10 protein-coding genes are annotated in these 12,652 nt (G+C 51.7%); 3 read left to right on the forward strand and 7 right to left on the reverse strand.

The features are described from left to right. Positions 1-123 precede the first annotated feature (123 nt). The 5 genes from EHSB41UT_RS09575 to bioB all read right to left on the reverse strand — a co-directional run bounded on the left by EHSB41UT_RS09575 (position 124) and on the right by bioB (position 5,340). The gene (locus EHSB41UT_RS09575) at positions 124-1,413 is read right to left on the reverse strand and encodes a protein kinase family protein (RefSeq protein ID WP_165767209.1); all 1,290 of its coding nucleotides are present in this window, start codon (positions 1,411-1,413) and stop codon (positions 124-126) included. A 120-nt stretch (positions 1,414-1,533) separates the two neighbouring features. Continuing rightward, complete coding sequence (gene bioC / locus EHSB41UT_RS09580; RefSeq protein ID WP_087109179.1) at positions 1,534-2,358, reverse strand: malonyl-ACP O-methyltransferase BioC; 825 nt, start codon at positions 2,356-2,358, stop codon at positions 1,534-1,536. Then, positions 2,358-3,101, reverse strand: coding sequence for an alpha/beta fold hydrolase (locus tag EHSB41UT_RS09585; protein WP_087109181.1), 744 nt, complete (start codon positions 3,099-3,101; stop codon positions 2,358-2,360). The genes bioC and EHSB41UT_RS09585 overlap by 1 nt, the downstream gene beginning before the upstream one ends. Further along, positions 3,098-4,264, reverse strand: coding sequence for an 8-amino-7-oxononanoate synthase (gene bioF / locus EHSB41UT_RS09590; protein ID WP_087109182.1), 1,167 nt, complete (start codon positions 4,262-4,264; stop codon positions 3,098-3,100). The genes EHSB41UT_RS09585 and bioF overlap by 4 nt, the downstream gene beginning before the upstream one ends. Before the next feature lie 23 nt (positions 4,265-4,287). Beyond that, positions 4,288-5,340: a biotin synthase BioB gene (gene bioB / locus EHSB41UT_RS09595; RefSeq protein ID WP_087109845.1), complete on the reverse strand. Its 1,053-nt coding sequence runs from the start codon at positions 5,338-5,340 to the stop codon at positions 4,288-4,290. A gap of 287 nt (positions 5,341-5,627) precedes the next feature. Between bioB and EHSB41UT_RS09600 the strand changes: the two genes are divergently transcribed. Continuing rightward, complete coding sequence (locus tag EHSB41UT_RS09600) at positions 5,628-6,263, forward strand: ComF family protein (RefSeq protein ID WP_165767211.1); 636 nt, start codon at positions 5,628-5,630, stop codon at positions 6,261-6,263. A gap of 82 nt (positions 6,264-6,345) precedes the next feature. Beyond that, positions 6,346-7,731, forward strand: coding sequence for an MATE family efflux transporter (locus tag EHSB41UT_RS09605; RefSeq protein ID WP_087109186.1), 1,386 nt, complete (start codon positions 6,346-6,348; stop codon positions 7,729-7,731). Between the two features lie 51 nt (positions 7,732-7,782). Here the strand turns inward: EHSB41UT_RS09605 and EHSB41UT_RS09610 are convergent, their stop codons facing one another. Further along, the gene (locus tag EHSB41UT_RS09610; protein WP_087109189.1) at positions 7,783-8,589 is read right to left on the reverse strand and encodes a substrate-binding periplasmic protein; all 807 of its coding nucleotides are present in this window, start codon (positions 8,587-8,589) and stop codon (positions 7,783-7,785) included. A 212-nt stretch (positions 8,590-8,801) separates the two neighbouring features. Here EHSB41UT_RS09610 and EHSB41UT_RS09615 point away from each other — a divergent pair, with 212 nt between their 5' ends. Then, positions 8,802-9,788, forward strand: a complete 987-nt coding sequence (locus EHSB41UT_RS09615; protein ID WP_087109191.1) for a serine/threonine protein kinase — start codon at positions 8,802-8,804, stop codon at positions 9,786-9,788. Here EHSB41UT_RS09615 and EHSB41UT_RS09620 read toward each other — a convergent pair. Continuing rightward, entirely contained in the window at positions 9,775-12,627 is a 2,853-nt protein-coding gene (locus tag EHSB41UT_RS09620) for a hypothetical protein (protein ID WP_133060458.1), read from the reverse strand. The two genes, EHSB41UT_RS09615 and EHSB41UT_RS09620, sit on opposite strands and share 14 nt — an antisense overlap. Between the last annotated feature and the right edge of the window lie 25 nt (positions 12,628-12,652).

Below are 12,652 nucleotides of genomic sequence, written 5' to 3' on the forward strand. Positions count from 1 at the left end.
CTTGCCTGCCTTGGCTTAGTTATCGTTCGTTATAGATCGGGCATGATGTACGCTCTGCTAAACGCACTATAAAAGAGACGACACAGGTAGTGCAAAACTCTTTATTGCAAGCCCGCTGGCAGGTTAAAGGATATTGCAGCATCCAGTATTGTGGTCTCGGCTCTGCTCTCTATTCAGCCTCATCCTGGCCTGTGCCAGCCATTTACCCAGATCTTCTATTTTAGGTCGATATTGTGGGTTGGTTCTGATGCAGGCCAGCCCAACCAGGCGCAGCTGGATAGCCCAATCCCATGAATGAGGCTGGAAGGCAGTCAGGACAATCGGTTTATCCATAAACGATTCAAACGTGTGTCCGGTAATCCTTTGGCACCATTCTGATACCGGAGCCCCTCCGAAAACATTTTGTTTATGGGTTTCCAGCAATGATGCAACAGATTCATGCTTGAATACTTGGTTATAGGATTTGAAGTAAGGGTATAGATGCGGATTCTCCATCATCCCAGCCAGATCCATAAAGATAAGACCCAATGACCAGATATCAGATGCTTTGCTAAATGCCTGCCTGCTATCAAACGGAATAAACGCATAGTTACACTCCGGTGCCAGATATTCCGGTGAACCGGCATCAAAAGGCCAATCGGGAAGCTGATCCAAGGTGCAGCAGGAGCCAAAGTCCAGCAACTTCCAGATCGTCTCTTCCTGATTAACAACCTGTATAACGTTTTCCGTCTTGATATCCCGATGGACTTTGTTTGCGTTGTGCAGGTATCTCAGACCATTGATCAGATCTCCGGCGATAGCCAGAGACTGATCGACTGTTCGCAGCTTTGTTTTACTGAGCAGCGTAAACAGATCCTTCTTTCCGGGTTCGAGCAGCATCCATGTTCGCTCATCCCAAACACCCGCTGCATACAGTGTAATAATATTCCGATGCCCACCCGCCTGCTGTATCTCCGTCAGCTGCTGACTTTCATTTGAGCATTCGTAGTGCGCTTTACTGACGGCGCCTTCTGGCAGAGCTCTTTGGGATTTGCGCTCTATTTTCAGAACGACAGGATGGAACGGAAGGGTGCTTTGAACCCGAGCTACCAATGCCTGGGCACCGGCACCATCAACAGTCTGCAAACCAAAAGAAGCGTCAAACATTAGCATTCGTCCGCTCTGGTACCACTGGTTTTGTTTAGCTGTCTGCAAATATCCTTCAAAATCGGAAACCAGCTTTTCAATACTTGTGACCGAGTCTTTCAACTCTTCACAGAGGTAATGGCATTCCACAGGAGCTGGAGTTATCGATAGGTAGGACGAAGAGCTGGTGATAGACACCGTGTGGTCAGAGAACGTCTGAGAGCTGCGGTCTGAGGCATCATCCTGCGTCCACCCAATAGCGCCACCGGTAGTAAGTGGGACTGACAATGATCGTCTGGGTAGAAGTTCCATGGAAGCCCCACAGTGCAGATTGTGAAGCTTTGGAAGGGTGAGAGCAGGAACGGTTCCCGAATGGTCAGCCCTGCATGGTCAATTGTTAGGTACTCGTTATGACGCGCTTTTCCTTAAAACACCATAAATAACCTGATAACTCGCGGGCAGCCCCCTTTCGGATGAGAAACTGGCATAACCTTCGGAAAGGGATTTCAGCGTCCTGCGGCCGGACAAGCCACTCACTTCGCTGCCCACTACGGTGTTCGCCCCCAGAGACTTCATCTCCCGTAACAGGTGCATCACGGAAGGATAATAAAGCGTCTCCGTCTGCTGACGCAGTGAGCAGGTTTGAAACTCAGAGGTCGCAACCCGACGTTTCTGGCACTCAAAGGCTTCATAGCTGTTTACATGGGGTTTGCTGTCCACCGCCTGCCAGGCCTTTTCCAACTCGTAAAGGCTGCCTTCTGCCAGCGTGGAAAACACAAACCAGCCACCGGGCTTAAGTACCCGATAAACCTGGGCCAACACTTCCGAGAGCGACTCACACCACTGGATCGCAAGGCTGGAAAATACCAGGTCAAAATCTTCCGGCTCGAACGGCAGTTCTTCGATATCACCAACAATCCAGTGGCAACCATCCAGCTCTTTACGATCACGGGCATAGGCCAGCATACCGTCGGAAAGATCGAGGCCAGTAATATCAGCATCGGGATAGCGGTTACGCAGAGCTATGGTTTCCTTGCCGGTACCGCAGCCCATATCGAGTATTGCAGCATGGTCGCCCAATTCTGGAAGACCAAGCCGGGCACGTGCTGCCACTCGTTGCTGCAAAGTCGCTGCAGCATCATAGGTGCGGGCGGCTTTCCCGAATGTGTCAGCAACACGTTGTTTGTCTATGCGTAATGCAGACTCTTGAGGTAATGTCGGGGCTTGATTCATCACGCGCCGCCCTCTTTGTTCTTATTCCTGACTGTCGTGACTACATCTACGACAGCATCCGTATGATCAAGAAATATGGCATGGCTACCATCGAGAACCTTTACTGTCTGACCCGGCAACAACGCCTGCAGATCATCAGCGATTGATGCTTTAGCCAGAGGATCCTGTTCCGCCAACAGATGAACAGCCGGACACTGAACCTGTTGCCATTCTGAACGGGCATCTTCCGCCAGACGATTCAACAGATCGCACCAGTCTGTGTTTTGCTCCAGCGCCCATTTAGCGGATGCTCGCAATGCCCTGATCGTACCTTTCAGATCATGGCTGCCCCGGGCACAAACCGGAGCAAACTCTTTCATCGCACCCTGGATATTGGCAGCAACACCATCGGCAAACTGTTGATAAGCATCGGGATGTTTGCCCTGAGTCCAGCCATCGCGGGCAATAAAACTCGGTGTACTGCCCAGAGTGACCACACCGGAAACCCTGTCAGGATATTTGGCAGCAAAACGGGAACAGAGATTCCCACCCAGAGACCAGCCCACCAGCACAGGAAGACTTTGTCCGACCTTACTGTTCAGCAAGGTATAAAGGTCTTCCCAGGTTGAACCTTCAGCTTCCGCCAATGACACGGCTTGCACCTGCCAGCCACTTTGCTCCAAAGCCTGAGCAAGCGGAGCCAGCACTTCGGCAGACATTGCCCAGCCTGAAACGAGAACTACGGAATCAACGACAGTGCTCATGCTTTATCTTCCCTGGTAATCTCTTCCAATGCTGCCAGCAGGCGATCTATCTGTTCTTCCGTATGGCTGGCTGACAGCGTCACCCGCAGCCGGGAAGAACCTTTCGGAACCGTAGGTGGACGAATGGCTGTGACAAGGATGCCACGTTCTTCGAGCTTTCGGCTGAATGACAGAGCCTTATCCGCTTCGCCCATCACAATGGGCTGAATCGGCGTGCTCGAAGCCATCAGTTCCAATCCCAGCTGCTCGCAGCCAAGCCGAAAGCGCTGAATCAGACTTTGCAGATGCTCACGACGCCACTCGTCTTGTTCAAGAATCTTTAAACTGGTACGGGTCGCTTCCGCTACGCCCGGTGGAATAGATGTGGTGTAAATATAAGTACGGGCAAACTGGATCAGTGTTTCGATCAGCTCTTCACTGCCAGCCACAAAAGCACCGGAGGTACCGAAGGCTTTACCAAGAGTTCCCATCAACACCGGCAGCTCACGCATGCCCAGATCAAACAAATCAGCCACGCCTCGTCCGCCATGACCAACCGTACCAAAGCCGTGGGCATCATCCACCATCAGCCAGGCATCATGCTTTTGAGCAACGGCGGCATAATCTTTCAACGGTGCAATATTGCCATCCATACTGAATACGCCATCGGCTACAACCAGCTTTCGTGGTGCTTCAGTACGTGCCAGCTTCTGCTCGAGGCTGGCAGGATCACAGTGCAGAAAACGCTGAAACTTTGCGCCGGACAGTAAACCACCATCGAGCAATGAGGCATGGTTCAAACGGTCTTCAAAAACCGCATCACCTTTGCCAAGCAGTGCGCTGATCACACCCAGATTTGCCATATAACCGGTTGAAAACAGCAAAGCTCTTGGACGACCGGTAAAGGCCGCCAACTCCTCTTCCAGCTGTTGGTGTGCACGGCTGTGACCATTCACCAGATGTGACGCACCGCCACCAACACCATATTGGTTTGCTGCATTCTGAAAACTGCGAATCACCTCGGGGTGGTTGGCCAGCCCAAGGTAATCGTTGCTGCAAAAGGCCAGAACCGGCTTGCCATCTATAACGACTTCCGGCTGTTGTGGCCCTTCCAGTGTTCTGCGAGATCGGTAGAGGTTGTCAGCCTTGCGTTTCTGCAAGGCTGGCTGGAGATCGAAACCCATCGAGGATGCCCTTCCTAACTGGCTTAAACAGCCGCGGCATCTACAAACAGGTCTTCGTCCTGCTTCTTTTGTACCCGATCCAGAAGATCCGCTTCCTGCTGGTCATCGTCCTGTTTCACAACGCCACGCTCAGGGCGAATGCCGAGTCTCTCGAACAGCAGACGATCTTTGTGGGCTGCGGGGTTTGGAGTGGTCAGCAGGCATTCTCCGTAGAAAATGGAGTTAGCTCCTGCCATAAAGGCCAGCGCCTGTGTCTGCTCATTCATGGTTTCGCGACCGGCAGAAAGACGCACGTGCGACTGCGGCATCAGAATCCGAGCGATGGCAATACAGCGGATAAAGTCGAACGGATCCACATCATCCACATTATCCAGCGGCGTACCATCGACCTTCACCAGCATATTGATAGGCACACTTTCCGGGTGAACCGGCAGGTTGGCGAGATTCACCAACAGTCCGGCACGGTCACGGATGGTTTCGCCCATCCCAACAATGCCGCCACTGCAGATTTTCATGCCAGAGTCACGCACGTAGGACAGTGTTTCAAGACGATCGGAATAGCTGCGGGTGGTGATGATGTTGTCGTAAAACTCGCGGGAGGTGTCGAGGTTATGGTTGTAATAATCCAGTCCAGCCTCTGCCAGCTGCGCAGTCTGATCACGGCTGAGCTTGCCCAGGGTCATACAAGTTTCCAGCCCCATGGCCTTCACGCCTTTGACCATCTCCAGAACGTAAGGGAAGTCTTTCGCCGGCGGGTTTTTCCAGGCAGCACCCATGCAGAAGCGAGTGGCTCCGGTCTCTTTCGCCTGCTTGGCTTTATCGAGAACCTTCTGCACCTCCATCAGCTTCTCTTTTTTCAGACCGGTGTTGTAGCGACCGCTCTGAGGACAGTATTTACAGTCTTCCGGGCAGGCACCGGTCTTGATGGACAGCAGCGTACTGACCTGAACCTCGTTCGGATCAAAATGCGTACGATGCACACTCTGAGCGCGGAACAGAAGATCATTAAATGGCAGCTCAAACAGCGCTTCCACTTCAGCCACAGTCCAGTCGTGCCGGAGTGAATCGGTAGGCATTGCTTGGTTCTCCGAAGCGTGTGTATTGCTGGCTGCTATGGTCATTGCGTCTGTCCCAACTATTCTTCCAGGCCCTTACATGGGCAGGGCAACTTATTCGTACCGGATCTTCTGCCCGGATAGGTAAACTAAAACTTCGTTGATAATACCCCATGCCATCAACCAGTCAACTTAAGAAACTTAGCAAGGTTTACATCTGGTCAATATTTAACCACGCGAAAGTAGCCGCCTGTTTGTTGTGTCTGGATCGGTGCCATCCGGCGGATTCTCTATGCAGACAATGTCGTATGAACCTCCCAAAGCTGGGGCTGGCCTGTGATAAATGCCGGGAACCGTTCACATTCGATAACAAAATCACTGAGCAAACACACACAGAAAACCTGCTTTGCACTCGCTGCCAGAAAGGAAAGAGAGCATTTGATGACTGTGTTATTGCTTTGCAATATGCCTCACCGGTAGCCGAGATGCTGCAACGCATGAAATACAGCGGGCACTTATCCTATGTGAAGCCTCTGACTGAAAAGCTCACTTCAACACTGGAAGCTCATTACGCTGATAGCCCCTGGCCACAAGCCTTGATTCCCGTTCCCATGCATTGGTGGAAATTAAGAAAGCGGGGATTTAATCAGGCCGATATCCTTGCCCGACATGTGGGTAAACAGCTTTCGCTACCGGTGCTCTCCCGCTCTGTTACCAAGAGCTATCACAAACAGGCTCAGATGAGCCTGAATGCGAAGAAGCGCCGGCAAGAGATTCGGGGAGGCTTCAGAATCAGGCGGCCTATTCCCTTCCGGCATGTGGCTATTGTTGATGATGTTATGACAACCGGGGCAACCGCAGAGGAGTTATGTCATACCCTGCGCAGCCATGGCACGGAACAGATAGACATCTGGTGCATTGCCCGAACACCGCCCTATAGTTAGTTGAAAGAGTCAGATACACTCGTTCAACTAATTAAACAGCCATCTCTGACTCTATTTCCTTTACACCTCGGCGATATCCCGAATGTCCGCACATGATCACGCGCTGGATTCCGATCATGCCACCAGCATGAAGTCCCAGCCCATCAGCAAGTTGTTCTGGCGCTACACCCTCCCTGCCGTGATGGGCATGGTGGTTCAAGGCATCTACACACTGGTTGATGGTATTTTTATTGGCCACTACATTGGCGCTGAAGGCTTGGCTGCAGTGAATTTGGCCTGGCCGGTGTTTGCCGGCGTGACCGGTCTGGGACTGATGCTTGGCGTTGGTGCCTCGGCATTGTTTTCTATAGAACGGGGTGCAGAGCGTCTCGACAGGGCTCGCGAAGTTCTGGGCAATGTCTTTGTTCTGTTGCCGTTGCTCAGCATTCCACTGGCTCTATTAATGTACAACTGGGGCGACAACGGCATGCTGCTACAGTCAGCGACCGGCAATGTGCTCACCTACGGTACCGACTATCTGCAGATTATGGCTATCGGTTCTTTTGTGGCGATGGCTGGCGTGGCTTTGCCGATGCTGATCCGCAATGACGAGCATCCCAAGCTGGCAACAGGTTTGATGTGCCTGGGAGCTGTAGCCAATATTTTTCTCGACTGGCTGTTTGTTGTGGTGTTCAAGCAGGGTGTCGCCGGTGCTGCGATTGCCACATTGCTGTCTCAGGGAATTATCACACTGATCGGGATAGCGCACTTCTTCAGTAGCCGCGCCAACGAGCGTCTTTACCTCAGAAACCTGACTCTGCAGCTGCGGTTGTCTTTGCAAACCATGGCGACCGGGCTTTCCAGTCTGGTGATGTTCCTCTATTTCAGCTTTGTTCTGATTATTCATAACCGGCTGTTTATGGAATATGGCAACGTCACCATCCTCGCCGCCTTTGCCATCATCGGTTATATCCAGGGCTTCTATTACATGTTTGCCGAAGGCGTTGGCCACGGTATGCAGCCACTGGTCAGCTACAACAAGGGAGCTGGCAATAACAAGAATATCCGCGATGCCCTGATGCTGGCGACCAAAGTGGTTGTCGGCAGCTGCCTGGTCGCACAAGTACTTCTATTCGCCTTCCCTGAAGTCGTGGCATTGGTCTTCACCACGGATCAGGCGCTGGTTGAGGCGACAGCCATCGGTATTCGCCTGCACCTGTTCACCATGTTCCTGGATGGTTTCATTATGGTGGCAGCCTGTTACTTCCAGGCTTTGGCTAAGGCACATCTCGCCACATTTATTGCCCTCGGCAATATGCTGGTTCAGCTGCCCCTGTTGTACTTCCTGCCAAAGTGGATTGGCGTAACCGGCGTATGGATCTCGATGCCTGTCTCCAATATTTTTCTGGCGTCGGTGGTTATCGGCTTTATCTGGCTGGATCTCCGCGAACGGAAGATTGATCCTGAGAAGCTGCATCAGGCTGCGTAAATTACTCCCCATAAAAAACCTCGCTAATGCGAGGTTTTTTATGCTTTGAAATTACTGATTCTTCAGCAATGCAATGGGTTCTGGCATATCCACCTCCCACTTTTCATAAACAGTATCCAGCCAGCCGCTCTTTAGCAGCTCCTCAATACGCTTATCAAAGATATCAGCCAGCGGCTGGCTAATTGGGGAATCAGAGTACACCATGTAGTAGTACTCACCTGTCACGAACTCGGCAATTTCAAACTGGCTAAGGTCGATGCTCTTCTCCTCTGCACTGGCTTCCAGCTCAGTGAGCTCATCGACAACAACATCAACACGCTTATCAACCAGATGCTGCAGGCTGGTGCCAAGGGTGACAGCTTCCTTAACCTTGAACTTACCAAAGACCGGATTATCTAACAGGGCGTAGCCCTTTCTCATACCGACGGTTTTACCCGTCAGATCCGGTGTTTTTTCAAAGCTGGCGACTGCACCCTTGCGATAAGCAATGGCGAGGTACTCAGGCTCCAAAGGATATTTACTGTAGGTGATGTTGCTGAAGTCGGAGTTGTGACCTTCTCCGGGCACACCTTCGATTTTGCGTAGCTTGGTCAGCATCTTCATGCTGCGATTGAACGGCATATTTTGCAGACGAACTTTGAAACCCAGCGGGGTATAGACCTCCTTTAGAATTTCCCAATAAAGTCCGGTGCCGTCTTTGTGGGTATACCCTTCCCACATCGGTGCGGCAAACGAGAGGGTGCGCTTCCTGATACCCTCATTCAGCTCCTGCAGGGAAACTTCGCTCTCAGCCAGAACCTGCCCCGAAAACAACAGGGCTGCAACAACGCCAACCCACTTTCTTTTTATCCAGCTCATGCTCAAACCAACCCCTCAATGGTTCTATTTATTTTTGGGTATTGGAGACTACTAACTTCCGTCATCTAGCATTCTAACTACCAACTTTGTGAGTAAACAACCCATTGTCGTATGGCTTGTGCTGCAGCTCTCCCTTTCAATGCCCCCGAAAACCTGTAACTTTTTACAGGTGAGTCCCCTACAATAAGGCACCTTGGAAAGTGGAGACTGAAATGGTTGCCCAGCACCCCTATGAGGCCCTGACTCCGGATACAGTGATTGATGCTGTCGAGTCGCTGGGTTACCTGAGTGATGCCCGAATTCTGGCACTCAACAGTTATGAGAACCGGGTGTATCAGGTTGGCATTGAAGATGAGCAGCCGATCATCGCCAAGTTCTATCGCCCCGAACGCTGGAGCGATGAACAGATCAAGGAAGAACACACCTTTAGCCAGGAACTGGCTGATCTGGAAATCTCCGTTATCCCGCCTCTTGCGGACTCCCATGGCAAAACCCTGCACGAGTTTGGCGGTTTCCGGTTCAGCGTGTTTACCCGCAAGGGTGGCCATGCACCGGAGTTGGATAACCTCGATCACCTGTTCAGCCTTGGTCAGCTGATGGGCCGTATCCACAAGGTAGGCTCTGCGCGTACTTTCAGCTTCCGGAATGAGATGTCACTCCAGCACTTCGGGACAGACAATGTCACCTGGCTGCTCGATAACGACATGATTCCTATGAGCCTGAGAACCGCTTACGAAACTCTGGCCAAAGATATTCTCGATAAGCTTGAGGCAGTCGGCAGTCAGGTTAAAGATGTCGAAACTATCCGACTGCATGGGGACTGTCACCCAGGCAATATTCTGGTGCGGGATGATGTCTTCCACTTTGTCGACTTTGACGACTGTATCAATGGTCCGGCGATTCAGGATCTCTGGATGTTTCTGAATGGCGATCGCCAGAACAAGATGGCTCAGCTGTCAGAATTGATTGATGGCTACAACGAGTTCCATGAATTCAATCCGGCCGAGCTGAGACTGGTTGAATACCTGCGAACACTGCGACTGATCAATTACAGCGCCTGGCTGGCACGGCGCTGGGATGACCCGGCCTTCCCGATTGCCTTCCCATGGTTTAATTCCGAGCGTTACTGGGCTGACCATATTCTTGAGCTGCGTGAACAAATGGCCATATTGGACGAAGAGCCACTTACGCTTTTTTAGATCGTTTGCCTGTTTTCAGGGTAAACGAACTGTCCAGCCGAGCCTTATCGAGTTTATGCGCTTCCAGCATAAACTCGTTAAATTCGGCGAGCGCAGCCTTGTAGTTCTCTTTTGTGGGATCGTTTCGATAGGCTTCCAGTGACGTACGGATATTGAGAGAGAAGTCCTCATCACCTATCTCATCCAGACGCTTACTGAATTCACGGCTGATATTCTTGTCCGGGTCCACCATATTGCACAGTGTCTTTTTAATCTGGGAGGTATGGTTATGGATAAACTGATCCCAGTAATCCTCTCCCGCTTTCTCACCTTGCCCCGCCTGCCTTGCCAGTTCGGTATTCATGCTCGTCTTGCCGCCATCAGCCCAACCGTTATAGCGGGAAGACAGATAACTGAGCGTATTGTTGCCAACATATTCTTTAAGGCTCACCCGGGAGTGTATGGCTGCCTCGGCCTTCACCTTCACATCACCCCATGGCGCTGCGACAACAGGAATATCGGGCGTGGCACCACCAATTCCTTTCTCGCTACTGAAACGTAAATACTGCAGGCAATACTCACCACTCTCCTCACTTTTGATAAAGTGACACTCCACCTGTCCGGCCGAGTCCAGACCAAAGGTCATATCGGTGGGTAAAGAACTGGCAAACATCACGTCACCACCTGTTGAAAGCGCCTTGGGGAGTCCCGACTGAAGTGAGCCCAGAATGGCCTGCATATTGGCACCGGCATCAACCCGGAAGCTGACATTCAGATAGTCACCGTTCATATCATTATTGAAATGCCCTTCCACATGCTCCTTGCGAACGGCGGCAGACAACAGCAAAGGGGTATAGGGAATCTTGAGTTTTACTTCCCCGACATGATTGGTTTGGCTGGCCTTATTGGTACTGACGGCGGAGAGAGTGCCTTTGATCTGCTGATTACTCAGATTCATCTGCGGCATGCGATATTCCGCTTCCATTCGGCTGATAAGCTTGCCCGTCTCTTTATCTTGACCATCCGGCGGCAGGCCAGAACCAAATGAATTCTCATACACCTTGGCCAGTTGCGTATGGGTGGCACTGATACTACGCAGAAACTCGGCTCGGCCGTTACTGCCACGATTCTTTTCCAGCCTGTGCTTCAGATCACGAACACCATTGCTGATCGTTTTATCCTGCCCCTTGCTGTCATGATGGTTAACCGCCGCCGCGTAATGATCATATTCGGCATACAGGGATGCGATCGCCTCCTGCAGACTATCCCGAATCTGCCCAATCATGCCTTTCAAGGCTTCTGCCTTGGCTGGATCAGAATCGACAGATAACTGATACTCGGCTTTCAGGTTATCAAGCAGCTGGGCTGTAGAGGCTATCCACTGTCTTCCCTCAGCTCCGGTCAGATTCTGGCCTTTGGTAAAGACGGAGAAATAACGATCTGGCTCATTGTTCAGGAGTTCAGGGCTGCTGCGAAAAGCATCCTGAATCGGCGAATGTTTGCGAAACTCAGTGCGGGTATTGGTGAGGGTGTAACTGCCAGCCAGCATATCTTCCAGAGCGCTGATCTGTGCTTTAAAGGAACCACTCTTTTCCGAGAAGCTCACATAGTCCGGCCGAGCATTACCCGGCACCGTTAATTTATCTCCGGGGTTTAACACACCTTGGGCAATCAATGATTTCTCAAGCTGCGGTCGATTCGCTGTCACCTGAACATGTTGAGCATCGGACTTTCTGGCCTTCACAATACCAGCAGCATTCTTTGGCGCCTTACGACCAGCGCCCAATAACAGAGGAAGCAGATCATTGGCATGGTAGTCCACAAAGTCATCCAGATTGTTAAACACCCTGCCGGAACTACCGGAGAGTGAGCCCTGCAAATCAGCTCGTACAAAGTGACCATCACCCAGCACCAGATCAAGACTGCCGGTCACGGTGCTCCGGTCAACAATACGGGTGTCGTCTAAAGCCGTAGCATCAAAGGTGTAACGAATGCCGGCATTCATCCCAACGATATGCGCAGCAGCGACACCCAGCTCAAAGCCGATCACGATATCCTGTTTGGAACCGCCTTTCTCCAGAGAATCGAGCTGTTTCTTTAACTGCTCTTTAAACTCATCTCGTGCTGCGCTCAACAACTGTTCCGAGACATGAGCCTGCAGACCGTCCAGTAGTTCTTTGGCCGCTGGGCTGTTATGGTTTTCCTGCAAAGTCTTCAACGTATCACTGCAGGCCACCAGCTTTTTAGCATCGGTATCCAGAGATTCATTCCCTTCAAGCTGGCTCAATGCTTTAGCGTAAAAACTGGCTGGAATATTCTGCCCCTGGGACTGAGCCTGATTCTTCAGAGTGGTCAGCGTCTTCTCTACAAGGCTGGTCAGCTGCCCGGCAGAGGACATATCGACGCTATTGCCCAGCAAGGACGCAGCACGCCAAGCCAACGTGTGTTTAGGCGCGCCCTTCTCAATCTGTTGGGTGAGCTGCAGAGCCGCCTGACACAACATATCCAGATCATGGCTCTGCAAAGGTTCTCCGGCTTCAAGCCGCTGCTGCATCCAGGGAGTATCCATCAACAGAGCCAGTGACTCTCCACTCTGCTGCTGAAGTCGCTCGGCTTCGCCTGAATTAATCAGCTTGGAGCTCACTAACGGAGCAACCACATCCTGTGAGGTCACTGTTCGTTGTGACAGAAGCTTGTCGTTTATTGCGGAAGGTTGAAGCGACTGGGTGGGCTGCGCCGAAACTTTAGCGACGCTGTGGCCGAAGCACTCTTTGCTGCCTACTCTCAGGGCTTCTTTCGAGTCCTGCGAGTAGTCGGTTTTGACCGGAGTAACGTGACCCGTTCCCTGAATCGACGACATACCGATACCAGAAGTCCAACCTAAA

This window comes from Parendozoicomonas haliclonae (assembly GCF_900174585.1).
GTDB lineage: Bacteria > Pseudomonadota > Gammaproteobacteria > Pseudomonadales > Endozoicomonadaceae > Sansalvadorimonas > Sansalvadorimonas haliclonae.